The following is a 22,944-nucleotide window of genomic DNA, read 5'->3' as shown; positions in this document are numbered from 1 at the left end:
AAAAAAGTGTTTATAAAGAAATCGTATACAAAACCCCATTTAAAGCAAAAGAAGTACGGCCCGTTTCTTCAGAGACAACTAATATAAGTGCATCACTCTTTTCTGATAAGCCAATTGCAGCTCTGTGACGTGTTCCTAGCTCAGGATCAACTTCTGTACTTTTCGTTAAAGGAAGAATATTAGCAGCTGAGACAATATGATTATTTTTTACGAGAACGGCACCGTCATGAAGAGGGTTACCTGGATAAAATATTGATTCGAGTAATGGTGCAGTTAAATGAGCGTTTAATGTCGTTCCAGTTTGAATGAGAGCTTCAAGCGTCTCGTTTCGTTCCACAACGATAAGAGCACCATGTTTTCTGGCGCTTAAATGTTGGATAGCTGTCGTAATAAAAGATGAACTTTCCGTATAAGGTGATAAATATGCCTGAATGTAGTATGTAGCTGCCAATGTTTGTACATTTGCTAACATATGATGAATATCTTCCATTTTGCATAAAATACATTCGTCTTCTTTATCGATTGCGTTCCTCATAATCGATAGTTCTTTTTCAGCAATTTCAATCATATGCTTTGTTTGTATTTTGAGCTCTTCTGACAAGCCCCATTCGTGCATAATCCTCATTCCCTTTAGTGGAGTATTTAACAATAGTGTATACAAATATTCCTAGTAAAATCCTGTTAGATTTTATAAAATATTGAGATACAGCATGTTTTTTTCATATAATAAAGGTATGACGAGCGAGAGGAGAGAGAAGAATGAATTGGAAACAAGAATTTAGTCGCTGGCTTTCTTACGCACAATTAGATGCAGAATTAAAAGAACAGCTAGAAAATATGAAGCAAGATGAGAAGAAAATCGAGGATAGCTTTTATAAAAATCTAGAGTTTGGCACAGGTGGTATGCGTGGTGAACTTGGTGCTGGTACGAACCGTTTAAACGTATATACAGTTCGTAAAGCAACAAAAGGATTAGCAAGCTTTATTGAAAAATTAGGTGAGGAAGCGAAAAAACGCGGTGTTGTTGTAGCCTATGATTCTCGTCATAAATCACCTGAGTTCGCAATGGAAGTTGCTGCTACACTTGGGGCACGCGGTATCACAACATATGTGTTTGAAAGCTTACGTCCAACGCCAGTACTTTCTTTCGCAGTTCGTCATTTACATACAGTAAGTGGAATCGTTCTTACGGCAAGCCATAATCCACCTGAATATAACGGATACAAAGTATACGGTGAAGATGGTGGACAGTTACCTCCAAAAGAAGCAGATGAGTTAATTAGCTACGTAAATGCAGTAGAAGATGAATTAACAGTTGAAGTCGCTGATGTAGAGCAATTAAAAGCTGACGGTTTATTACATATTATTGGACAAGAAGTAGATGATGCATATGCTGCAGAATTGAACAATGTCATCATTAATAAAGAAATGGTGCAAAAGGTCGGCAAAGACTTAAAAATCGTCTTTACACCATTACATGGAACATCAAATATTTCTGTACGCCGTGGTTTAAAAGAAGTTGGATTTACAGATGTAACAGTTGTAAAAGAGCAAGAGTTACCAGATCCAAACTTCTCTACAGTAAAATCACCGAACCCAGAAGAGCACGCAGCGTTTGAGTATGCCATTCGTGACGGTGAAAAGGTAGGCGCAGATGTATTAATCGCAACTGATCCTGACGCAGACCGCCTTGGTGTAGCAGTGCGTAATCATAATGGTGAGTTCCAAGTATTAACAGGAAACCAAACAGGTGCATTAATGCTTGATTACTTACTATCTCAAAAGAAAGAAAACGGAACGCTTCCGGAGAACGGTGTCGTATTAAAAACAATCGTAACGTCTGAGATTGGCCGTACAATTGCGAAAGCATACGGTTTAGATACAGTTGATACGTTAACTGGATTTAAATTTATCGGTGAGAAAATTAGGCAGTATGAAGAAAGCGGACAATATGAATTCCAATTCGGTTATGAGGAAAGCTATGGTTATTTAATCCGCCCATTCTGCCGTGATAAAGATGCAGTACAATCTGTCCTATTTGCATGTGAAGTAGCTGCATACTACAAATCACAAGGGAAAACGTTATATGACGGTCTATTAGAAGTATTTGAGAAGTACGGTTTCTTCCGTGAAGACCTTGTATCGTTAACGTTAAAAGGAAAAGATGGAGCGGAAAAAATCCAAGAGATGATGGCAACGTTCCGTGAGAATCCGCCGAAAGAAGTAGCAGGCTTAACAGTCGTAGCAGTGGAAGACTATAAAGCAAGCATCGTTACATCTTTACAAGATGGACATAAAGAAGAGATTCACTTACCGAAATCAAATGTGTTAAAATATCAATTAGAGGATGGTTCATGGTTCTGCCTACGTCCATCTGGAACTGAGCCGAAGATTAAGTTTTACTTTGGTGTAAAAGATAGTTCTTTACAAAATAGTGAACAAAAGTTACTTACTATTAAAGAAGACATTATGAATCGTTTATAATACAAAGTAATTTTAAGTAGTAAGGAACAAAAGGGAGCGAAATCTCCCTTTTGTTTTATGTAGGAAATAATTGCTATTGATTCCGACAGGAGAGAGGGTATTTTGTGATGAAAAAAGTAAGAAAAGCGATAATCCCAGCAGCTGGATTAGGAACACGTTTTTTACCAGCAACGAAAGCAATGCCGAAAGAAATGTTACCGATAGTAGATAAACCAACGATCCAATACATTGTAGAAGAAGCAGTGAAATCGGGTATCGAAGATATTATTATCGTTACTGGTAAAACAAAGCGTTCTATTGAAGATCATTTTGATAATGCATTTGAACTAGAACAAAACTTATTAGAGAAGAAAAAATATGAGTTGCTTGAAAAAGTACAAGCTTCTTCAAAAATGGTAGATATTCATTATATCCGTCAAAAAGAGCCGAAGGGACTAGGACATGCTGTTTGGTGTGCGCGTAAATTCATTGGTGATGAGCCGTTTGCAGTGTTACTAGGTGATGATATTGTCCAAGCTGAGAAACCGTGTTTACGTCAATTAATGGATGAGTATGAAAAAACACTTTCTTCTGTTATTGGTGTACAAACTGTTCCAGAGTCGGAAACACATCGCTATGGAATTATCGATCCATTAGAACAAGAAGGTCGTCGTTACCAAGTTCGCAATTTCGTTGAGAAACCAGCACAAGGTACAGCTCCTTCAAACTTAGCAATTATGGGCCGTTACATTTTAACGCCTGAAATCTTTATGTTCTTAGAACAGCAACATGTCGGTGCTGGTGGTGAAATTCAATTAACAGATGCAATCCAAAGCTTAAATGAAATCCAACGTGTATTTGCTTACGATTTCGAAGGAAAGCGCTACGACGTAGGTGAAAAGCTAGGATTCGTTCAAACGACAATTGAAATGGCCCTGCAACACCCAGAATTGCGTGATGACATGGTTGCAATGATGAAGAAAATTTTAGAAGAACAAGCGAATCAAGAGTCTTAATATAAAAAAAGAGTTATTGCAGCAATCTGCAATAACTCTTTTTTATTATGAAATCGTCGAATGAGAATGCTGATAAGCAGAACGACGCACAGCATAGTATATGCGAGGTGCGATAATAGCACCGATAATTGTAAATGCAATATCTTTTACTGCAAACCACATCATAACCATCCAAGCAGCTTTATAGCTCATATTACCGCCCATAAAGAGATTGACTGCTCCGTACATGTAAGTAGTACCGATTATATAAGTTAAAATAATTCCAGTGAAAGAGGCAATTGCAAATGTAATGAAAGTTGGTCTTTCTTTTTGTTCTACTAGTTTTCCTGATACGTAAGCAACGATAATAAAGGCGATAATAAAACCACCAGTAGGATCTAAAAGTGCTCCAAATCCAGCTTTGAAGTTAGCGAAGATTGGTGCGCCGGCTAAGCCAACGAGCATATATACAGTCATGGATAAGGCACCAAGTCTACTTCCAAGAAGAAGACCTGCTAAAATTGCGAAAAATGGTTGCATAGATAATGGGATGCCTGCTACTTGTAAGAAAGGTGCCCAAGATACAATATTTGCACCGATGGCCATAAGAGCAACGAACATGGCAGCTAATGCTAAATCTAAAACATGAAATCTTCTCATAATGTTAACCTCCTGTTGTTTTTAGGTTAACATTATCGTAGCGAAAATATTTACTTGTTGTCAATCAAAATATTTTGATAAGAAGGCTTTAAATAGTCTCTTAGCAACGTATATGGAATACGAAATTGCGGAATTCCACTTGAATAGGGAGCAATCTCATATAAAGGGAAATAAATGACGAGATTGTCTGGCTCTAAAAAGAAGTGAAATTTTTTCATACTCATTACTTTTTCAGTTGCATCAGGAAAATAAATGCTTTCATTTTGTTTAATTTGTCGTACAATCTCTGCACGGATTACATCTTTATATTTATCCTTTTGTTGAAATAAATCGTCTAAGTGCAGCACCTTTTTTTCGTTTAAATCAAATGTATTTGCCTTCCACGTATAAAGACCGTGTGCTCCGCCAGTATATTGATAGTAATTCACATATAGGCTAAGAAAAGGTGGTTTGTTTAAAGAGACTTTATAATCAACATTTGCTACGTACGGATGAAAGGGTGTACTAGATCCTTCTGTCTCTTTATAATATTTTTTTGCTTCTTTTTCTAATTTGTTTTTAAATTTGTCAGTGGATTTTTTGTAGTATAAATTGAGTTTATTTTGAAATTTAGAATCAGAAAAGTTGTGAAAAGAAGGCCTATTTATTTGATATTCTATATAAGGTTTCTTACCTTTTTGCGTTACAGTCTTAACATCGATTGTCAGGTTAGATGCTTTGGCTGTTATTGCACAATTTGGTACAATAGTCAGCAAGGAGAACATAAGCAGTAATATACAAAATTTCTGTTTCATTTAGGTGAAGCCTCCTTATATAAGTGTTATAAGTAGTTTGAAAATAAATAGGTAAAATTATACATTTAATTAAAGTAAGAGAAGGGGGAAGCGATATGGCAAAAACTTTAATGGATTCACTTGGAATTGAGTTGTTAGAGATGACAGAAGATAAGGTAGTTGCTACGATGCCTGTTGATGAGCGTACGCATCAACCGTTTGGATTTTTACATGGAGGTGCATCGGTTGCATTAGCGGAAACAGTGGCAAGTGTTGGTTCATATAATTTAATTGATCAAGAAAAATGTGTTTGTTTCGGATTAGAAATTAATGCAAACCACATTCGCTCAAAGAAAGATGGAATTGTAACAGCGATCGGAACACCGATACATAGAGGACAATCGACAATGGTTTGGGATGTTCGTATTATTGATGAAAATGATGATTTACTATGTATATCAAGATGTACAGTAGCAATTAAAGAAAAACGTGAAAAGTAAAAAAGAGGTGCTCTTATGAGCAGCCTCTTTTTCTTATAATTAGAACTGGATTTTCTTCTCTAAGAAACCTTTTAGTTCGCTAATTGGCATACGAACTTGTTCCATTGTGTCACGGTCACGTACTGTAACAGCTTTGTCTTCAACTGAGTCGAAGTCGTATGTGATACAGAATGGTGTACCGATTTCGTCTTGACGACGGTAACGTTTACCGATAGAACCAGTTTCATCAAAGACTACCATGAAGTCTTTAGCTAATTCTGCGAATACTTCAGTAGCACCTTCAGATAGCTTCTTAGATAATGGTAAGATAGCTGCTTTGTATGGTGCTAAAGCAGGGTGGAAACGAAGAACTGTACGAGAATCGTTTTCTAATTGCTCTTCTTCATATGCATCACATAAGAATGCTAATGTTACGCGGTCTGCGCCTAAAGATGGCTCGATGCAGTATGGCACGTAACGCTCATTCGTTTGTGGATCAATATAGTTAAAGTCTTCGTTTGAATGTTCCATGTGACGTTTTAAGTCGAAGTCTGTACGAGATGCAACGCCCCAAAGTTCGCCCCAACCGAATGGGAATTTGAATTCAATGTCAGTTGTTGCATTACTGTAGTGAGATAACTCTTCTTCACCGTGGTCACGAAGACGCATGCTCTCTTCAGACATACCAAGTGAAAGTAACCAGTTTTTACAAGTTTCACGCCAGAATGCAAACCACTCTAAATCTTCACCAGGCTTACAGAAGAATTCAAGTTCCATTTGTTCGAATTCACGTGTACGGAATGTGAAGTTACCAGGCGTGATTTCGTTACGGAAACTCTTACCGATTTGGCCGATACCAAATGGAAGCTTTTTACGCATAGAGCGTTGAACGTTTTTGAAGTTTACGAAAATACCTTGTGCTGTTTCAGGACGAAGGAAGATTTCGTTTGTGCTAGACTCTGTAACACCTTGGAATGTTTTGAACATTAAGTTGAACTGACGGATTTCAGTGAATTCTTCACTACCGCAATCAGGACATTTTACTTCATGTTCTTTCATTAAGTCAGCCATTTGGTCGAAAGTAAGACCATCAACAACCATTTCGATGCCTTTTGCATCTAAAGCATCCTCAATTAATTTGTCAGCACGGTGACGAGCTTTACATTTTTTACAGTCGATCATTGGATCGTTGAAGTTACCAACGTGACCAGAAGCGATCCAAGTTTTAGGGTTCATTAAAATAGCTGCGTCTAAACCAACGTTGTATGGAGATTCTTGAATGAATTTTTTCCACCAAGCTTTTTTAACATTATTTTTTAATTCGATTCCAAGTGGACCGTAATCCCAAGTGTTTGCAAGACCACCGTAAATTTCAGAACCAGGGAAAACAAAACCGCGATGTTTCGCTAAGTTTACAACTTGTTCCATTGAATACATAAGAAAATCCTCCTTTTGAAAGTTAACGTATTGGCGATGACATACTCTGATACTTTGGAAACGAGCAGTATATGCTAAAAAGAACATAAAAAAACGCTCATCCCAAGGCTTATTTGCCTAGGGACGAGCGTTTGCCCGCGGTTCCACCCTAGTTGATACACAAAAGGTGCATCCACTTTATCATGTATTGCTCGGGACTGCCGTTTCCTTGCGGCTTCAGGCTTTCACTATCCCTGAATCGCTTTTTATGCAAGTACTTATAAGTCCGTCATCGCTACTTATATTAATAATAATGAACATATTCTAACACGTTCTTTTTTAAATCTCAATAGAGGAACGCGTCTATCTATGATAGAGTCTCGCCTATTTTTTCATTATTTATTCCGTAATTTTGCTTAATATGCTTAATTGCTTCACGCTTACTTAATGGAGCGAGCTCATTGTTTTGAACGTATTCCCAAACTACATCCGGATTTGTTTTTGCATATTCACGAAGGACCCAGCCAATCGCTTTTTGAATGAAAAATTCTTTTGAAGAATGTAGTTGTCCAATAATCCAGAAAAGAAGTTCTTCATCCATCTTTTGTTTATATTTTAGTTGGAATAAAATAGCGGCACGTTGTAACCATATGTTATCTGATGCAATCCATTTTGGAATATAGGCAGAAATTAATTCTGGATGTTTTAAAAAGATATCGCCTAAAAATGTAGGGACGATGCTATCGACAGAGTCCCACCAAGATTTTGTGACAATCAGTTCTTCTAAGAAGGGGATATGAGTTTCGTTTATATGCTTTTTATATTTTTGCATAATATCAAGTGCGGCCGCTTGGAATTCACGTTCTGGTAAGTCCCAAAGCTCACGTATGATAATTTGGAAGTCTTTTTGATCTGGGAGAGTATGTATTTGAATGATGTCTTTTAATAATTGGCGTCTTTCCGGTGTTTGAATACCTAGAAATGGGAAGTGATTTTTCATATAACGAGCCATAGGTTCTGCTTTTTCAGGATTTTGATGAGCTGTGAAATGCTCTTGTAATGCTTTTACAAATGGATGCATAAGTGTTGCTCCTCTCTTATTCTCTTTCTTCTCTTATTATACAAAGAGTTTGGATAAATTTTAAAACATAACTTGCAATGTAATGAAATATGTTGAAAGTAGAGAGGAGAGGATAAGATGGAGGATCAAGGCGTATTAGCAGGTTTCTTTGCTCTTAGTTTTGCGTTTATTCTTGTTATATTAATTTGGGCAATTATTTCATATTTGTTAACGGCTTTTGCACTTTATTCGATGGCGAAAAATGATGGTGCAACGGACGGGGTGCTTGCGTTTATTCCGTTTTTGAATAGTAAGACATGGGGTGACTTAGCGAAAGATAAATTACCAGATTTTTTGAAAGAAGAAGCAGGGTGGAAAGTATTCGGTATATACGTTGCATGTTTTATTTTTAATTTCGTACCAATTATAAGTTTACTAGCAACAGCTGTATCGATTGTATTGTCCATTTATCTTATCTACGCTATTTTAGACAGATACGGAACGAACTCTATATTATTTACGATTATTCATGTAATCACATTTTCAGTGTTCTTACCGATTCATTTATTTATCATTCGAAATGAACCGGTGAGATATAAAGAGTAGATTTTTCTTTTTTGTTGATAAGTCGATATATTTTAGATATAAGTAAAAAAGCGCCCTGATTATCAGAGCGCTTTTTTTACTACATAAGGTAGCGTAAATAAATATAAATGTGAGAAATGATTAATGAAACGATCATAATTGGGAAACCGACTTTTAGGAAGTCCATGTAACTAAATTTATGTCCTTCGCGGCTCGCGATACCTGCAACGATTACGTTAGCAGAAGCTCCGATTAATGTTCCGTTTCCGCCCAGACAAGCACCTAGTGCTAATGCCCACCATAATACATCGATTTGTGCGTCAGATGGTGATAAGCCTAGCCCAACTGCCATATCGTTAATAAGTGGAATCATTGTTGCAACGAATGGGATGTTATCAATTGTTGCAGAGGCGATACCAGATACCCATAAAATAAGGATGGATGCGTAAGAAATATCTCCGCCTGTTATACCAATTACTTTTTGAGCTAACATTTTGATAAGACCGATATCGATAAGTCCTCCAACAAGTACGAATAGCCCTGCGAAGAAGAAGATTGTTACCCATTCTACACTTGCGAATACCTCTTCAATTTCATGTTCTTTCACACCAATTAACATAAGTACAGTAGCACCAGTTAAGGCGATAATAGCGGCATCAATATGGAAAATAGAATGAGTCATGAAACCTACAATTGTAAGTCCAAGTACCGTTAAAGATTTTTTCATTAATACTGGATCTTTAATGTATTGTTTTTCATCTAAGCTCATTAATTTTTTAACTTGTACAGGATCGGCAATTAATTGTTTACGGTACATGAAGTAAAGTATTGTTGCTGTAACTGCAATAATAATAATTACGATTGGTGCTAGATTCAATAGGAAAGCATTGAAGTCTAAATGCTTATTTGCAGAACCAATCATAATGTTAGGTGGATCACCAATTAATGTTGCTGTTCCTCCAATATTTGAAAAAATAATTTCAGAAAGTAAATAAGGAACAGGATTTACTTGCAGTATGCGCGTAATAGATAAAGTAACTGGAACAACAAGAAGTACAGTTGTAACGTTATCTAAAAATGCGGAGCCAAGCGCGGTAAGTAGGGAAAGGGAAATTAAAATTTTAATTGGATTTCCTTGTGCCCCTTTTGCTGCTTTAATGGCAACGTATTGGAAAACACCTGATTTACTCGTAATGTTCACCAAAATCATCATACCGATGAGTAGCGTAATCGTTCCCCATTCAATATGTTTCGTAAAGGCGTTATGTAAATCGACGACCCCCACAATTACCATGAATGCTGCACCGAGAAGTGCGATGACAGCGCGATTAATTTTTTCAGAAATAATAATGGCATATGTAATTAAAAAGACTGCGATAGCAAAATAATACTGCCAGTTAGCGAGTTCTTGCGTTGTTTCGTGCAAAAATCTCATCTCCTTTCATTCATTTTTCTTAGTGTGTCAAATATTAACTAGATGAAACACACATAACGTCATTATAAAGTAGAAAAACTGCGGATGTAAATGAAAGGAGAGATTTTGTCATATTTTCTGCATAGGTCATTTTTTCTTATTTTTTAAAATATTTGTGGGCATTTGACATATATATAAGATACATCCAATCTGAATATTTAAAATGGAATTAGCATTCGAGCTTGTTCGTGTAGGAGTGTCAAATAGAAAGGAATGACAAAAATGATAAGGAAGGGATCGTATGGATGAACAACGATTTTTATTTTTAGACTTTGAGTTTACGATGCCCCAGCATAGAAAGAAACCGAAAGGATTTTTTCCAGAGATTATTGAGGTAGGACTCGTTTCAGTTGCTGGCTGTAAGGTAGAAGATACGTATTCATCACATGTCAGGCCGAAAACATTTCCTTCTTTAACGGATCGATGTAAGAAGTTTTTAGGAATAAAACAAGAAGTCGTGGATAAAGGGATTTCATTTCCTGAACTCGTTAAGAAGCTTGCAGAATACGAAACGAAATGTAAACCGACAATTGTAACGTGGGGAAATATGGATATGAAAGTGCTGAAACATAATTGTGAAATGGCAGGGATAGCTTTTCCATTCTTCGGACAGTGTCGTGATTTATCGCTTGAGTATAAGAAGTTTTTTGGAGAAAGAAATCAAACAGGATTATGGAAAGCAATTGAGGCGTATGGAAAAGTAGGGACAGGGAAGCATCATTGTGCGCTTGATGATGCGATGACGACGTACAATATTTTTAAACTAGTAGAAAAAGATAAAGAGTATTTAGTAAAGCCAGCACCTCCAACATTAGGAGAACTTGTTGATTTTTCAAAAGTGTTAAAGAAAGTGAGCACACAGTAACGACCAAATTGCACATTATGTAATTTGGTCGTTTTGTTTTTTAGAGTTTGTAGTCTTTCTTTAACTGTTGTAATGTTTCTAGACTACGCTCTGCAAAAGGTGAATCATCTTCAGAAAATGAATTCATTTGAGTTTCTAATGCTAATTTTAGTGACTCGGTATAATCCGGAATTTCTCCTTCATATTTTTTCACCATTTGCTCTGGAATGTTCGTCTGTTCACGGAAAGCTAAAGCGCGTCTTTCATGGAAAAATGGTACGTCAGCTTGTTTTACGTTATGTAAGTCACCTTGCACCGGATGTTTTAAAACAGCTAATACTTTTACGACGTAACTGCCAGGGCGGCTATTTGTAACTTCGCCGATGTATTTTCCTGTTTTATAAATACCAGTAACGATTTCGCCAATTTCAAATGTTTCTCTCATATTTTTCACCTCAAGTTTATAGTAAGGAAAGTAGGAGAAGGAGTCAAAGAAATCATTTGCTTTCAGAACGCCCCTTGAGAATATGGATAGGTTCCACTATAATTTAAAATGATATAACAGAAAATTCTGATGTTTTATAAATCCTATAATAAGGAGTGTTCTATATGATGCCTTTATATTTTCCGGAAGATAAAACAGAATATATTATTCCAGGGATTGTTTGCGTTCTATTTATTATCGGTGCTATTGCCACGTGGCGTATGTTTATTCGTGTATCAAAAAGAGAAGCAGAGCGATTGCAGAAAGTTGAAGAAAAACTATTAGCTGAAAAGAAACAGTAATGCATTTTTGTATGTTTCCCTCTATGCTCGGACAATCTAAGGGCAGAATATATTTTGGAGGGAATAAAATGAAGAAACGGCTTTTTTTCAGTTGTTGTTTATTATTTCTGATGGCAGGTTGTGACCAAGGAAAGCCGAAAGAAATTGAAGTGAAATTACATAATGCTTCAGGAGATGAAGTAGGGACTGCGAAAGTAGTGCAGCAAACAAGTGGCGTGAAAATTACGATTAAAGGAGAAGGTTTCACGCCAGGACCACACGGACTACATGTACATGAAATTGGAGAGTGTAAGGCACCTCGTTTTGAATCATCCGGGAATCATTTTAATCCTGATGATAAAAAACATGGTCTTCTTAATCCGAAGGGTGCAGAAAACGGTGATTTACCGAACGTAGTTGCAGATGGTTCTGGAAAGATTAAAGCGGAAATCGATGCACCTCACATCACACTTGAAGAAGGAAAAACGACGATTCATAGAAAAGATGGAGCGTCTATTATTATTACAGAAAACCCTGATGATGGTATGACTCAACCGACAGGTAAATCAGGGGATCGAATTGCTTGTGGCGTAATTGTAAAAAAAGCATCGGATATGAAGAAAAAGTAAAAGCTACCGTGAATGGTAGCTTTCTTTGTGAAATGTAATTGAAAATATATCAGCGATTATTGGAATATATCGACTGTAACTCAAATTATATCGGCGATTATTGGAATATATCGACCGTAACTTGAAATATATCGACTTACCGACAAAATATTACAAAGGAGTCTGTCCAAGAATGATTAGGGGGACAGACTCCTTTCTTATTATGAAAACGTATGACACAGTCTGTTTAAAATTTCTTCTAAAACAGATCGTGGACAGCCGATATTAATTCGAATATGTTCTTCGCCACCTAACCCGTATTTCTCACCAGGTTCAACAATGATTTTTCCTTTTTCCTCAAGTAATGCAGTACGCTCGTTTTGAGAAAGCTTTAGACGAGAACAGTCAATCCATAATAAAAAGCTACCTTCTGGCTTCGTTACGGAAAGAGCAGGTATGTGAGTTTTAATATATTCACAAGCAAATTGAGCATTATCTTCTATATATAATCGAATTTCGTTTAGCCAATCATTACATTCTGTATAGGCACTTTGCATCGCTGTATAAGCGAAGATATTTAATCCGTGGAAGCCTTGTCTATATTGGATAGATGTAAAGGCTTGACGGAGTTTTTCATTTGGAATGATAATAATCGATGCTTGTAATCCAGCGATATTAAATGTTTTACTTGGAGCCATACAAGTGATAGTGCGCTCTGCTAATTCTTCAGATAAGGAAGCGAACGGTGTATGTGTATGATCTGCATAAATAATATCGGAATGAATTTCATCCGCCACAACGATTACGTTATATTTAGTACATAACGATCCGAGCTGCACAAGTTCCTCTTTCGTCCAAACGCGCCCGATTGGGTTATGAGGGCTACAAAGAAGCATGAGTTTGATGCCTTGCTGAAACTGCTTTTCTAAATTCTGGAAGTCTATCGCATATGTATCATTTTGTTTCTGTAATGGACTCACGTATAACTGTCTGTTGTTTGTTGTGACCATTTCGAAAAATGGAGGATAAATAGGTGGTTGTACGAGAACGGATTCGTTTTCTTTTGTGAAAGCCTGTATGCTCGTACTAAGAGCTGGAACGATTCCGGCGCTAAAGACAATCCATTCTTTTTGAATATCCCAGTCGTATTGTTGTTTTGTCCAGTTACAAATAATATTCCCAATATTTTCGGGAGGAAGTGTATAGCCAAAAATCGGATGTTCGATTCGTTGTTTTAAGGCAGTTTGAATTGGTTTTGGTACTTCAAAATCCATATCAGCAATCCAAGCATGGATAAGTTCTTCGTTTTTATATGTATCCCATTTTATACTATGCGTTCCACGTCGATTGATTGCTTTATGAAATAGTTGCATAAGTTTGCTCCCTTCTTCTGTAAAACCAATAAGTTATGAAAGTTCTCTCTCTTCTTATAGAATAGCTGATGTGATAGGATAAAGAAAAGTATTAAAAAGTGAAAAGGCGGGAAGCGAATGGGTACATATGAAAAGATGATAGAGGTTGTGAAGAATTGGGATCCGTTTCAAATGGGACCGGAGTTTTATGAAACAGAAGCGAGCGATGTTGTGAACGTCATAAGTGTGTTTGACGATCCAAAATACATCGCAAAGAAGATTCAACATATATACTTTATGTCTTTTGAGGAAGTACCTGCGCTTGAAAAATGTGAGAAATTAGCTATGGAATTACTTGTAATAAAAGAAAGTGGAAGCTGTTCATTATAGGCTGTCGGAATTTCCGACAGCCTTTTTTATATTATCCCGCTATTTTCCGGGCAGTAAGACCCCGACCTCAAAATTCAGCGGAAGCAAAGAAGTTAGGTGGGGACTGATTAAAGTTTCATTTTATTGCGCGGAAAAAGCGATAATTTCTTCATAAACATGTTCAGGCTTTTCTTCAGGTAGTAAATGTCCTGTATTTTCATAAGAAATAAATTTTGAATTCGGTAAATCTTTGTGTAGACGATGACCTACATGTACAGGGACGACGCGGTCTTTTTCACCCCAAATGAGTAGGATAGGTGTTTCGATTTTTTGTAATTCAGTTGAAGATAAGTCACCTTCACGGTCTCGTATCATGCGAGTTAAAGCGGGAAATATACGGTTGTCATAAAAAGGAGCGGAGTAACCTTTTTTCATTTCATCGTCAATTAATGAGTGATCATGAACGACATTCATTAAGTTATGAACAATGCCGCGCCGTATAATCCAGTTCTTTACGTATAAATGAAAGAACGGTAAATAAGAAGAGTATAGTAAAGGTAAGGTTGCGCGCGCTAAATAGCTCGAGCTACATAGTAAAATCGTCTTTGAAATGAGTTCAGGACGTATACGGTTTACATAGAGAGAAATTTGCCCACCCATAGAATGCCCAACTAATACAATGTTTGAGAGAGATAAATGTTCAATTAAATCAATAATAATCGTTGCTAAATTGTGATAAGAATACTTAAACAGATGAGACTTATCACTTTTTCCGAACGGTGGTAAATCAAGAGCAATGACTGTTCCTTCCTTCGCTAGTAAAGGAATGAGACGGCGGTAACTGAATGAGGAAGATAAAAAGCCGTGAACGAGTACGAAAGTAGGGCGTTCTGTTTTATTATCATGTTCATACAATTCGTAATGAACAGTAGTGCCGCGAGTGGAAAAAGTGAAATAAGGACAAGTATATTTATGATTCATTTTTTGTCACTCCATTGATTTTTGTTCATATCATCTCCAAGGAAGAAGAAAATATGTTAACAAAAAAAGGCAAGATGACGATGTCATCTTGCCTTTCGTTTATTCAGTATTACCCGCGAACAATATTAGGCGGTGTTTTTCCTTGTAACCCTGCAACTAAATTTTCAGCGGCGATCATGGCCATTTGCTGACGAGTTTTTAATGTTGCAGATCCGATATGTGGTAAAGTCACAACATTTTGTAATGATAAGAGTGGATTATCTTTTTGAATCGGCTCTTGTGTAAATGTATCGATACCTGCTGCAAAGATTTTCTTTTCTGTTAAAGCATGGATTAACGCTTCTTCATCTACTGTTTTCCCCCGAGAAGCATTAATGAAGATTGCTGTTTCTTTCATTAATGAAAATTCCTTTTCTCCGATAAGGTGATATGTTTCATCTGTTAATGGAGTAAGAAGAACAATAAAGTCAGACTGCTTCAGTAGCGTCTGTAAATCACAATATGTAGCATCGAATTTTTGTTCAGCTTCTTCTTTACGACGGCGGTTATAATAAAGAACATTCATATCAAATCCGAATTTTGCTCGTTTTGCAACGGCTTCTCCAATTCGGCCCATACCGATAATACCAATTGTGCTATGGTGTACATCTAGTCCGAAGTGTTCTTTTCCGATTTCAGCGTTCCATTCACCATTTTTTACGTAAGAATCGAGTTCGCAAACGCGGCGCCCAGCTGATAGCATAAGGGCGAAAACGAGATCAGCTACTGTATCATCTAATACGTATGGTGTATTTGTTCCGATAACCTTTCGATTTTTCATCGCTTGTAAATCAAAATTATCGTAACCAACAGAAATGTTGCTCACTACTTTTAAGTTAGGAGCCACTGTCAGTAATTCTTCATTAATAGCAGATCCGAAATTTAATAACCCATCTTTATCTTGTATTTTCTCTAATAGAACATCACGAGGTACTTTCTCATTTTGATCCCATTTTTCATAATCACAGTGTTCTGATAAATAGTTTTCTACAAATGTCGGAACTGGTTCAGCAATATAAATTTTTGGTTTCACGGTTCCATCCCCTTTCGCTTTATCACGCATTTTTCCGCTGATTAAAGTTTCACTTTATTTTGACATAATTCAATAGAAAAATCTTCTTTTCAAACTGGAAAGGGTATTTGTATAATTTAGACACAAACGAAAAGGAAGGATGATTTATATGGTGACAGAAAAAGAATTAGAATTATTAGCTTGTCTTGAAAAGAGTAGTCGATTATCTGTAGATACATTAGCGAAGCTGTTAAATATAGAAGTAGAAGAAGTAAAGAAGATGGTTGCGAGATTAGAAAATGAAAAGATTATTGTGGATTATGTAACACATATCGATTGGACGAAAGTGAAAGAACATACAGGTTTAACGGCAATGATCGATGTGAAAGTTACGCCAAAGCACGGCGTTGGGTTTGATGCGGTTGCTGAGCAAATTTATCGTTATTCAGAAGTGAAATCCGTTTATTTAATGTCAGGGACATATGATCTTTCTATTACATTAGAAGGTAAAACGATGGGGGAAGTAGCGATGTTTGTTTCTGAGAAATTAGCAACAATTGAATCTGTCGTTTCTACAACTACTCATTTCATTTTGAAGAAGTATAAACATGAGGGCGTTATTTATGAAAAAGACGATGATGATAAGCGAATTGTGGTGACACCATGAAGCAATTTGAACTATCTAGATCAGCAGAATCTTTAAAACCATCTGGTATTCGAAAATTTTTTGATTTAGCAGCAAATATGAAAGGTGTTATTTCCCTCGGGGTAGGAGAGCCGGATTTTGTTACCCCTTGGAATGTAAGGCAAGCATGTATTCGTTCTTTGGAACAAGGGTATACGTCATATACAGCAAATGCAGGATTATTGGAGCTCCGTCAAGAAATAGCAAAGTATCTAAAAAAACAATTTGCAGTATCTTATGATCCAAGTGATGAAATCATTGTTACAGTTGGAGCGAGCCAGGCGTTAGATGTAGCGATGCGTGCCATTATAAATCCTGATGATGAAGTGCTCATTGTTGAACCAAGCTTCGTTTCTTATGCACCACTTGTGACATTAGCTGGAGGAGTTCCGGTTCCTGTGGAGACTAAGCTAGAAAACGAGTTTAAAGTACAACCAGAACAAATTGAAGCAGCTATTACAGCGAAAACAAAGGCGATTTTACTTTGTTCACCAAATAACCCGACAGGTGCAATGCTAAATAAATTCGAGCTTGAAGAAATAGCAGTGATTGTTGAGAAGTACAATCTAATTGTATTATCTGATGAAATTTATGCAGAGCTTGTATACGACGAAGCATATACAAGTTTCGCGAGTATTAAAAATATGCGCGAGCATACGATTTTAATTTCAGGATTTTCAAAAGGATTTGCGATGACAGGATGGCGTCTCGGTATGATTGCAGCTCCTGTTCAGTTTTCAGAATTGATGCTCAAAATTCACCAATATTCCATGATGTGTGCACCGACGATGTCTCAGTTCGCAGCACTTGAAGCGTTACGTGCGGGGAATGATGAAGTAATTCGGATGAGAGATAGTTATAAGAAGCGTCGTAATTTTATGACGACATCTTTCAATGAAATGGGCTTAACGTGTCATGTGCCGGGCGGAGCATTTTATGTTTTCCCTTCTATATCTTCAACAGGATTATCTTCAGCGGAATTTGCAGAACAGTTATTGCTGGAAGAAAAAGTAGCTGTTGTCCCTGGTAGCGTATTTGGCGAAAGTGGTGAAGGGTTTATTCGTTGTTCTTATGCGACGTCGCTTGAACAACTTATGGAAGCAATGAAGAGAATGGAACGGTTTGTTGAAAATAAAAAAAGGACAAAACGTAATACGTTTTGTCCATAAAAGGGGGGGAATACTAGAAAGCCATGTGTTAGTAGTCTATCCCAATATTGGAGAATTATACTTCTTTAAGGGAAATTTTTCATGAATTTTGAATGAGTTCTGTCATAGTGGTATAATTTACTAATATAAGGTATGCGCATTCTAGATATTGTTATCTAGAATGCGTACTAACCAATCGGATATTTAAAATAAATATATCTGCTTTGCTCTCTATAATTGTAGAGAGAATGGTAAACGTATGGGAGTGTTTCATATGTCAGAACAATATACAACAGGAGTGGTTGTAACAGGGAAAGTGACTGGAATTCAAGATTACGGTGCGTTTGTAGCGTTAGATGCAGAAACACAAGGACTTGTGCATATATCTGAAATTACAAATGGATATGTAAAGGATATTCATGACTTTTTAAAGGTCGGCGATACAGTAGAAGTAAAGGTACTTTCAATTGATGAAGAGCACAGAAAAATGAGTTTATCGTTAAAAGCGGCGAAAAGAAAACAAGGAAGGATTCTTATACCGAACCCATCTGAAAACGGATTTAATACGCTGCGAGAAAAGTTGGCAGAATGGATTGAAGAGTCCGAGTTAACAAAGTAAAAGAGGAACGCATATGAGCGTTCCTCTTTTACTTTATCTTATGATATATATTTGCAAATATGATTGCATGCAATCATATTCGTATGTCGGAGGTGAAAGGACATACTGATTATCGAATTTCGTTTGTTTCTGGGTGCGTACCAAGATTTTCAGATGGTTTAAACAGTAAACCAAGGTTGATAAGCCCAGATATACCAACGATGCCGTAAATAATACGTGCAAGAGCTGAATTTTGTCCACCGAAAATGGCTGCTACTAAGTCAAACTGGAAAAACCCGATTAATCCCCAGTTCACAGCGCCAATTACAGTAAAGACTAATGCGATACGTTGCAAAGTACTCATGAAAAAGCCCCCCTTAATTGTGAAGCATGAGCAAGCGATGAGTTAATTAACTCTTTTATAGAATGGGGTAGTTATGTTGTTTTTATACATAAAAAATGTTTGGAAAGGGATGTATATACATCTATACCGAAAAATGCGAATTTTTATGCAAAAAATGAACTTTTTCTAAAAAATATATATTGGTTACGTTTACAATTGCCTAATCGCTTGATTTACAACTTCAGTTTCGCTAAAGTGAATACAGAAATACATATCCATAATTGGAGGGAAAAAGATGAGTACACATGTAACGTTCGACTATTCTAAAGCGTTATCCTTCATCGGTGAACATGAAATCACTTATTTACGTGATGCAGTGAAAGTAACACATCACGCAATCCACGAAAAAACTGGAGCTGGGAACGATTTCCTTGGGTGGGTAGACCTTCCGCTTCAATATGACAAAGAAGAATTCGCTCGCATTCAAAAATGCGCAGAAAAAATTAAAAATGACTCTGACATTTTACTTGTTGTAGGTATTGGTGGTTCTTACCTAGGAGCACGCGCAGCAATCGAAATGTTAAACCATTCTTTCTACAACACGCTTTCTAAAGAACAACGTAAAACTCCACAAGTGCTATTTGTTGGACAAAACATTAGCTCCACTTACATGAAAGATTTAATGGACGTATTAGAAGGTAAAGACTTCTCTATTAACGTTATTTCCAAATCAGGTACAACAACAGAGCCAGCACTAGCATTCCGTATCTTCCGTAAGTTATTAGAAGAAAAGTATGGAAAAGAAGAAGCTCGCAAACGTATTTATGCAACTACAGATAAAGCGCGTGGTGCATTAAAAACATTAGCTGATAACGAAGGTTACGAAACATTTGTTATTCCAGATGATGTTGGAGGTCGTTTCTCTGTATTAACGCCAGTTGGTTTATTACCAATCGCAGTAAGTGGCTTAAATATTGAAGAGATGATGAAAGGTGCAGCTGCTGGTCATGATGACTTCGGAACATCAGAACTAGAAGAAAATCCAGCTTACCAATACGCAGTAGTTCGTAACGCTTTATACAATAAAGGAAAAACAATTGAAATGCTTGTTAACTATGAGCCAGCACTTCAATACTTCGCTGAGTGGTGGAAACAGTTATTTGGTGAAAGTGAAGGAAAAGATCAAAAAGGCATTTTCCCATCTTCAGCAAACTTCTCAACTGATTTACACTCATTAGGTCAATACGTTCAAGAAGGGCGTCGTGACTTATTTGAAACAGTTCTTAAAGTAGGTAAATCTACACATGAACTAACAATCGAATCAGAAGAAAACGATTTAGACGGATTAAACTACCTTGCTGGTGAAACTGTAGACTTCGTAAACACAAAAGCATACGAAGGTACATTACTTGCACATAGCGACGGGGGAGTACCAAACTTAATCGTAAATATTCCTGAATTAAATGAGTACACATTCGGTTACCTTGTATACTTCTTCGAAAAAGCATGTGCGATGAGCGGCTACTTATTAGGCGTGAATCCATTTGACCAACCTGGAGTAGAAGCATACAAGAAAAACATGTTTGCTTTACTTGGTAAACCAGGATTTGAAGAATTAAAAGCAGAATTAGAAGAGCGTTTAAAATAATAAAAAGCGACCGGATTCCGGTCGCTTTTTATTATTTTATCGAAAAGTCCATCAGTATATTCAAACTAAAGTGGGTATGCTAAAGGAAAAGTCTAGGAGGGATGGGCTTGATTCCGATTCAATCAAATTTAGAAGGACGTACATATGCGTTATATAAGTTAGAAGAGATTATGAAACCACTTGGATATAGCATCGGTGGTAATTGGGATTATGATAAAGGATGCTTCGATTACAAAATTGATGAAGAAGATGGGTATCAATTTTTACGAGTTCCATTTACAGCCATTGATGGAGAACTAGATGTACCAGGCGTAATAGTTCGTCTTGGAACGCCGTATATTCTTTCGCACGTATATCAAGACGAACTAGATGATAATGTGAATACTTTAACAGCTGGAACGAGTGGAATGGATCAATTTGCTGAGCCGAAAGATCCAGATGGAGATGTGAAAAGAAAATATATCAATATTGGGAAAGTGCTCATGCAAGAATTAGAGCGTCATTTTACTAATGGTGAATAACAATGAGTATGTCGCTTTCAATGAGAACAAAGGAATGAACTGGATTAATCATATATTGTTCGTCGCGCTTTATACCTAGTAAGAGAATGTTTTGCTTTAAAAGAGTATAGCTACAATTGGCAAAAGTTTGTCCGGTGCAGGACGATGGAAGCTCCATCAGTTGTAATTTATTATCAGAGATTTCGTCGTAAAGTGAAAATAGTACACCTGAAATGGAAGGGAATAAAAGAGAAGCGGTAAATACATAGCTCGTTAATTTATTTCCTTCTATAATTTCTGACACGCCAGCTCTCGTTGCATTTTGTATTTGTTCAGAAGTAAGAAGTTCAGCGATGCAGTGAATGTTCGGGTTGAGCCCTTTTGCAGTTAAAATATTTAAAATGGACTGTGTATCCGCTAAGCTTTCGTTTTTTTCTTTATCAGCTGTTATTAATATGGTGTGTGCCGTTGCAATATTGGCCTTTAATAAAGTTTGATCGTGATGCGGACAACCTTTTATAAATTCTAAATGATGAAATGGTTTTGGGAGTAAAGAAAGTGTTTCATCAATTAAAACGATATCAAGGTTTGGTTGTAATACGTGCATTTGCTTTACGACATGTTTTGCGCGCTCATTCCAGCCAACGATAATCATATGACCGTTAGAAGTAGCGGCTTCTTCACCTTTAATTTTCATATATTGTTTATTAATCATTTCAGTAGCAAACAGCACCATATAATAAGAACAAAAGCCAGTTCCTAATAAAATAATACTTATACCTATTAGTTTTCCTATCGTCGTATGGGGAGCAAAGTCGCCATATCCAACTGTAAAAATGGTAACGATTGACCACCAAATTCCGTCAAACCATGTAGTGAAATGAAAAGGTTCTAATCTATGTATAAGAAAACCGGAAAAAGCAGTCAGTACAATAATAAAACAAATTAAACGAAAAATAATGGAATCACGAAATGTATCTACTAAATTCGGACGGGATTTCAATTGCCTATTCCTCCTTACTTTGTAGGACTACATTCATTGTTGCCATTATAGAAAAAAGAAAAACTCTCTAATTAAAGAGAGTTTGTTTTACGTTACATACTTTCCACTTCAGTTTGTTGGACACTTTCAAGATGCTGGAGAGCATAGTAAACATCAGCAGTATGTCTTTTTTGATCAATGGATAGTTTAAGATGTAAATAGTGAGAACCGTTTTCTAATGTTTTAAGCTTCATATTCTTAACTTTTATATCCATTTCTTTTATTTCTTCAATTACGATTGGGATATTGTCCATATTTCGTACAACAAGTTTCACAGCGATATCACGTTGACGAAATGATCTAGGGCCTACATATTTCATCGCGAGTGGTATAAGTTCGACACTAATCATAAGGAAACACATTCCGAATATCGCTTCAATATAGAATCCGGCCCCAACAGCAATACCAATACCAGAAGCACCCCAGATCATAGCGGCAGTCGTGAGCCCTGCAATGCTATCGTTGCCTCTTCTTAAAATTACGCCAGCACCTAAAAAACCAATTCCTGATACAATTTGAGCGGCAAGCCGAAGTGGATCCATATTCATATGATCGGTATGTGGTAAGTTATAAGCTGCTTTAATAGAAACAATCGTTAGGAGGCAACTAATAATAGAAATAACTAAACACGTTTTTAAACCAAGTGGTTTCCGTTTTAATTCACGTTCTAAACCAATGGCAAATCCTAAAATAGCCGAGAGACCTAGTTTGATTAATAAATCGGTATAGTCCATATATATTCCTCCCTGTATGATATGCTATATGAATAAAACGCTTATTATAGAAAGAAACGTCTTTTGATAGAGTAACTTTATATAAAATATATGTAGGAATTACTCATACATGAAAGAGATATTTCGTTTAAGTATATGATATAAAAAAAGAAATGTGGGCAGTTTTAAAAAAAGTTTATAAAAGGTGTTGCATTTCATTTTTCACCATGATATATTAATAACCGTCGCTGATGCGGAAACGCAGAAAACGACAAAAAAGAAATTGAAAAACTTAGTTGACATCGAAAAACGAAGATGTTAACATAAGGAAGTCGCAAATGAGCGACCAAGTAGTTCTTTGAAAACTGAACGAAACAAACAACGTGAAACGT

At 36.5% G+C, this 22,944-nt stretch carries 26 protein-coding genes; 13 read left to right on the top strand and 13 right to left on the bottom strand.

What is annotated here, in order from left to right; all coding sequences use genetic code 11:
* Window positions 1–10 precede the first annotated feature (10 nt).
* A complete protein-coding gene (cdaS, locus tag ACTL4X_RS24850; protein ID WP_441394964.1) occupies window positions 11–616 on the bottom strand; it encodes a sporulation-specific diadenylate cyclase CdaS in 606 nt (201 codons plus the stop codon).
* Window positions 617–759: 143 nt separating this feature from the next.
* On the opposite strand from cdaS, the gene ACTL4X_RS24845 reads away from it, so the two are divergent.
* On the top strand, window positions 760–2,484 hold the full coding sequence (locus tag ACTL4X_RS24845) for a phospho-sugar mutase (RefSeq protein WP_001104221.1): 1,725 nt from the start codon (window positions 760–762) through the stop codon (window positions 2,482–2,484).
* A gap of 107 nt (window positions 2,485–2,591) precedes the next feature.
* Window positions 2,592–3,479 carry a UTP--glucose-1-phosphate uridylyltransferase GalU gene (gene galU, locus ACTL4X_RS24840; RefSeq protein ID WP_002097988.1) on the top strand — a complete coding sequence of 296 codons (888 nt, stop codon included), beginning with the start codon at window positions 2,592–2,594 and terminating at the stop codon, window positions 3,477–3,479.
* A 45-nt stretch (window positions 3,480–3,524) separates the two neighbouring features.
* Here the strand turns inward: galU and ACTL4X_RS24835 are convergent, their stop codons facing one another.
* Window positions 3,525–4,118, bottom strand: coding sequence for a biotin transporter BioY (locus ACTL4X_RS24835; protein WP_086407891.1), 594 nt, complete (start codon window positions 4,116–4,118; stop codon window positions 3,525–3,527).
* Window positions 4,119–4,168: 50 nt separating this feature from the next.
* Window positions 4,169–4,912, bottom strand: a complete 744-nt coding sequence (locus tag ACTL4X_RS24830) for a DUF3298 and DUF4163 domain-containing protein (protein WP_000810329.1) — start codon at window positions 4,910–4,912, stop codon at window positions 4,169–4,171.
* A gap of 95 nt (window positions 4,913–5,007) precedes the next feature.
* Here ACTL4X_RS24830 and ACTL4X_RS24825 point away from each other — a divergent pair, with 95 nt between their 5' ends.
* A complete protein-coding gene (locus tag ACTL4X_RS24825) occupies window positions 5,008–5,391 on the top strand; it encodes a hotdog fold thioesterase (RefSeq protein ID WP_086407892.1) in 384 nt (127 codons plus the stop codon).
* Window positions 5,392–5,430: 39 nt separating this feature from the next.
* Here the strand turns inward: ACTL4X_RS24825 and ACTL4X_RS24820 are convergent, their stop codons facing one another.
* Together ACTL4X_RS24820 and ACTL4X_RS24815 are read right to left on the bottom strand one after the other, a co-directional pair.
* Complete coding sequence (locus tag ACTL4X_RS24820; protein WP_441394963.1) at window positions 5,431–6,807, bottom strand: glycine--tRNA ligase; 1,377 nt, start codon at window positions 6,805–6,807, stop codon at window positions 5,431–5,433.
* A gap of 346 nt (window positions 6,808–7,153) precedes the next feature.
* On the bottom strand, window positions 7,154–7,867 hold the full coding sequence (locus ACTL4X_RS24815; RefSeq protein WP_000553309.1) for a DNA alkylation repair protein: 714 nt from the start codon (window positions 7,865–7,867) through the stop codon (window positions 7,154–7,156).
* A 117-nt stretch (window positions 7,868–7,984) separates the two neighbouring features.
* Between ACTL4X_RS24815 and ACTL4X_RS24810 the strand changes: the two genes are divergently transcribed.
* Window positions 7,985–8,452 carry a hypothetical protein gene (locus ACTL4X_RS24810; protein WP_000390061.1) on the top strand — a complete coding sequence of 156 codons (468 nt, stop codon included), beginning with the start codon at window positions 7,985–7,987 and terminating at the stop codon, window positions 8,450–8,452.
* Window positions 8,453–8,531: 79 nt separating this feature from the next.
* Here the strand turns inward: ACTL4X_RS24810 and ACTL4X_RS24805 are convergent, their stop codons facing one another.
* Complete coding sequence (locus ACTL4X_RS24805) at window positions 8,532–9,857, bottom strand: ArsB/NhaD family transporter (protein WP_000545209.1); 1,326 nt, start codon at window positions 9,855–9,857, stop codon at window positions 8,532–8,534.
* A gap of 289 nt (window positions 9,858–10,146) precedes the next feature.
* On the opposite strand from ACTL4X_RS24805, the gene kapD reads away from it, so the two are divergent.
* Window positions 10,147–10,770, top strand: coding sequence for a 3'-5' exonuclease KapD (kapD, locus tag ACTL4X_RS24800; protein WP_000344356.1), 624 nt, complete (start codon window positions 10,147–10,149; stop codon window positions 10,768–10,770).
* Between the two features lie 40 nt (window positions 10,771–10,810).
* Here kapD and ACTL4X_RS24795 read toward each other — a convergent pair whose 3' ends face one another.
* A complete protein-coding gene (locus ACTL4X_RS24795) occupies window positions 10,811–11,194 on the bottom strand; it encodes a kinase-associated lipoprotein B (protein ID WP_001209344.1) in 384 nt (127 codons plus the stop codon).
* 164 nt (window positions 11,195–11,358) lie between these two features.
* Between ACTL4X_RS24795 and ACTL4X_RS24790 the strand changes: the two genes are divergently transcribed.
* Both ACTL4X_RS24790 and sodC read left to right on the top strand, forming a co-directional pair.
* A complete protein-coding gene (locus tag ACTL4X_RS24790; RefSeq protein WP_000982757.1) occupies window positions 11,359–11,535 on the top strand; it encodes a hypothetical protein in 177 nt (58 codons plus the stop codon).
* A 68-nt stretch (window positions 11,536–11,603) separates the two neighbouring features.
* Entirely contained in the window at window positions 11,604–12,143 is a 540-nt protein-coding gene (gene sodC, locus ACTL4X_RS24785; protein ID WP_000746520.1) for a superoxide dismutase [Cu-Zn], read from the top strand.
* A gap of 200 nt (window positions 12,144–12,343) precedes the next feature.
* On the opposite strand, the gene ACTL4X_RS24780 is transcribed toward sodC, so the two are convergent.
* The gene (locus ACTL4X_RS24780) at window positions 12,344–13,495 is read right to left on the bottom strand and encodes a MalY/PatB family protein (protein WP_001175820.1); all 1,152 of its coding nucleotides are present in this window, start codon (window positions 13,493–13,495) and stop codon (window positions 12,344–12,346) included.
* Window positions 13,496–13,612: 117 nt separating this feature from the next.
* Between ACTL4X_RS24780 and ACTL4X_RS24775 the strand changes: the two genes are divergently transcribed.
* A complete protein-coding gene (locus ACTL4X_RS24775; RefSeq protein WP_000537639.1) occupies window positions 13,613–13,864 on the top strand; it encodes a YugE family protein in 252 nt (83 codons plus the stop codon).
* A 120-nt stretch (window positions 13,865–13,984) separates the two neighbouring features.
* On the opposite strand, the gene ACTL4X_RS24770 is transcribed toward ACTL4X_RS24775, so the two are convergent.
* Complete coding sequence (locus ACTL4X_RS24770) at window positions 13,985–14,824, bottom strand: alpha/beta fold hydrolase (RefSeq protein WP_001015860.1); 840 nt, start codon at window positions 14,822–14,824, stop codon at window positions 13,985–13,987.
* Between the two features lie 109 nt (window positions 14,825–14,933).
* Window positions 14,934–15,926 (bottom strand): 2-hydroxyacid dehydrogenase, encoded by a 993-nt coding sequence (locus ACTL4X_RS24765; protein ID WP_441394962.1) that lies wholly within the window; start codon window positions 15,924–15,926, stop codon window positions 14,934–14,936.
* A gap of 118 nt (window positions 15,927–16,044) precedes the next feature.
* Here ACTL4X_RS24765 and ACTL4X_RS24760 point away from each other — a divergent pair, with 118 nt between their 5' ends.
* The 3 genes from ACTL4X_RS24760 to yugI all read left to right on the top strand — a co-directional run bounded on the left by ACTL4X_RS24760 (window position 16,045) and on the right by yugI (window position 18,327).
* Entirely contained in the window at window positions 16,045–16,542 is a 498-nt protein-coding gene (locus tag ACTL4X_RS24760; protein ID WP_000255696.1) for an Lrp/AsnC family transcriptional regulator, read from the top strand.
* A complete protein-coding gene (locus ACTL4X_RS24755; protein ID WP_000808536.1) occupies window positions 16,539–17,729 on the top strand; it encodes an aminotransferase in 1,191 nt (396 codons plus the stop codon). The genes ACTL4X_RS24760 and ACTL4X_RS24755 overlap by 4 nt, the downstream gene beginning before the upstream one ends.
* Window positions 17,730–17,982: 253 nt before the next feature.
* Window positions 17,983–18,327: a S1 domain-containing post-transcriptional regulator GSP13 gene (yugI, locus tag ACTL4X_RS24750; RefSeq protein WP_000003764.1), complete on the top strand. Its 345-nt coding sequence runs from the start codon at window positions 17,983–17,985 to the stop codon at window positions 18,325–18,327.
* A 109-nt stretch (window positions 18,328–18,436) separates the two neighbouring features.
* Here the strand turns inward: yugI and ACTL4X_RS24745 are convergent, their stop codons facing one another.
* The gene (locus ACTL4X_RS24745; RefSeq protein ID WP_000105788.1) at window positions 18,437–18,670 is read right to left on the bottom strand and encodes a DUF378 domain-containing protein; all 234 of its coding nucleotides are present in this window, start codon (window positions 18,668–18,670) and stop codon (window positions 18,437–18,439) included.
* 274 nt (window positions 18,671–18,944) lie between these two features.
* On the opposite strand from ACTL4X_RS24745, the gene ACTL4X_RS24740 reads away from it, so the two are divergent.
* Window positions 18,945–20,297, top strand: a complete 1,353-nt coding sequence (locus tag ACTL4X_RS24740; protein WP_000103654.1) for a glucose-6-phosphate isomerase — start codon at window positions 18,945–18,947, stop codon at window positions 20,295–20,297.
* Between the two features lie 107 nt (window positions 20,298–20,404).
* A complete protein-coding gene (locus tag ACTL4X_RS24735; protein ID WP_000612334.1) occupies window positions 20,405–20,818 on the top strand; it encodes a YugN-like family protein in 414 nt (137 codons plus the stop codon).
* Here ACTL4X_RS24735 and ACTL4X_RS24730 read toward each other — a convergent pair.
* Together ACTL4X_RS24730 and ACTL4X_RS24725 are read right to left on the bottom strand one after the other, a co-directional pair.
* A complete protein-coding gene (locus ACTL4X_RS24730; protein ID WP_000842320.1) occupies window positions 20,805–21,800 on the bottom strand; it encodes a potassium channel family protein in 996 nt (331 codons plus the stop codon). The two genes, ACTL4X_RS24735 and ACTL4X_RS24730, sit on opposite strands and share 14 nt — an antisense overlap.
* A gap of 92 nt (window positions 21,801–21,892) precedes the next feature.
* Window positions 21,893–22,573, bottom strand: coding sequence for an MgtC/SapB family protein (locus ACTL4X_RS24725; RefSeq protein ID WP_000386676.1), 681 nt, complete (start codon window positions 22,571–22,573; stop codon window positions 21,893–21,895).
* Window positions 22,574–22,944 lie beyond the last annotated feature (371 nt).

The organism is Bacillus sp. RE35, assembly GCF_052146655.1.
Taxonomy (GTDB): Bacteria; Bacillota; Bacilli; order Bacillales; family Bacillaceae_G; genus Bacillus_A; species Bacillus_A cereus.
This window is presented reverse-complemented; position numbering and strand designations above follow the sequence as displayed.

Excerpts from the sequence above, each read along its gene's own strand:
- cdaS (WP_441394964.1), bottom strand. The coding sequence starts at position 616 with ATGCACGAATGGGGCTTGTCAGAAGAGCTCAAAATACAAACAAAGCAT.
- ACTL4X_RS24845 (WP_001104221.1), top strand. The coding sequence starts at position 760 with ATGAATTGGAAACAAGAATTTAGTCGCTGGCTTTCTTACGCACAATTA.
- galU (WP_002097988.1), top strand. The coding sequence starts at position 2,592 with ATGAAAAAAGTAAGAAAAGCGATAATCCCAGCAGCTGGATTAGGAACA.
- ACTL4X_RS24835 (WP_086407891.1), bottom strand. The coding sequence starts at position 4,118 with ATGAGAAGATTTCATGTTTTAGATTTAGCATTAGCTGCCATGTTCGTT.
- ACTL4X_RS24830 (WP_000810329.1), bottom strand. The coding sequence starts at position 4,912 with ATGAAACAGAAATTTTGTATATTACTGCTTATGTTCTCCTTGCTGACT.
- ACTL4X_RS24825 (WP_086407892.1), top strand. The coding sequence starts at position 5,008 with ATGGCAAAAACTTTAATGGATTCACTTGGAATTGAGTTGTTAGAGATG.
- ACTL4X_RS24820 (WP_441394963.1), bottom strand. The coding sequence starts at position 6,807 with ATGTATTCAATGGAACAAGTTGTAAACTTAGCGAAACATCGCGGTTTT.
- ACTL4X_RS24815 (WP_000553309.1), bottom strand. The coding sequence starts at position 7,867 with ATGCATCCATTTGTAAAAGCATTACAAGAGCATTTCACAGCTCATCAA.
- ACTL4X_RS24810 (WP_000390061.1), top strand. The coding sequence starts at position 7,985 with ATGGAGGATCAAGGCGTATTAGCAGGTTTCTTTGCTCTTAGTTTTGCG.
- kapD (WP_000344356.1), top strand. The coding sequence starts at position 10,147 with ATGGATGAACAACGATTTTTATTTTTAGACTTTGAGTTTACGATGCCC.
- ACTL4X_RS24795 (WP_001209344.1), bottom strand. The coding sequence starts at position 11,194 with ATGAGAGAAACATTTGAAATTGGCGAAATCGTTACTGGTATTTATAAA.
- ACTL4X_RS24790 (WP_000982757.1), top strand. The coding sequence starts at position 11,359 with ATGATGCCTTTATATTTTCCGGAAGATAAAACAGAATATATTATTCCA.
- sodC (WP_000746520.1), top strand. The coding sequence starts at position 11,604 with ATGAAGAAACGGCTTTTTTTCAGTTGTTGTTTATTATTTCTGATGGCA.
- ACTL4X_RS24780 (WP_001175820.1), bottom strand. The coding sequence starts at position 13,495 with ATGCAACTATTTCATAAAGCAATCAATCGACGTGGAACGCATAGTATA.
- ACTL4X_RS24775 (WP_000537639.1), top strand. The coding sequence starts at position 13,613 with ATGGGTACATATGAAAAGATGATAGAGGTTGTGAAGAATTGGGATCCG.
- ACTL4X_RS24770 (WP_001015860.1), bottom strand. The coding sequence starts at position 14,824 with ATGAATCATAAATATACTTGTCCTTATTTCACTTTTTCCACTCGCGGC.
- ACTL4X_RS24765 (WP_441394962.1), bottom strand. The coding sequence starts at position 15,926 with ATGCGTGATAAAGCGAAAGGGGATGGAACCGTGAAACCAAAAATTTAT.
- ACTL4X_RS24760 (WP_000255696.1), top strand. The coding sequence starts at position 16,045 with ATGGTGACAGAAAAAGAATTAGAATTATTAGCTTGTCTTGAAAAGAGT.
- ACTL4X_RS24755 (WP_000808536.1), top strand. The coding sequence starts at position 16,539 with ATGAAGCAATTTGAACTATCTAGATCAGCAGAATCTTTAAAACCATCT.
- yugI (WP_000003764.1), top strand. The coding sequence starts at position 17,983 with ATGTCAGAACAATATACAACAGGAGTGGTTGTAACAGGGAAAGTGACT.
- ACTL4X_RS24745 (WP_000105788.1), bottom strand. The coding sequence starts at position 18,670 with ATGAGTACTTTGCAACGTATCGCATTAGTCTTTACTGTAATTGGCGCT.
- ACTL4X_RS24740 (WP_000103654.1), top strand. The coding sequence starts at position 18,945 with ATGAGTACACATGTAACGTTCGACTATTCTAAAGCGTTATCCTTCATC.
- ACTL4X_RS24725 (WP_000386676.1), bottom strand. The coding sequence starts at position 22,573 with ATGGACTATACCGATTTATTAATCAAACTAGGTCTCTCGGCTATTTTA.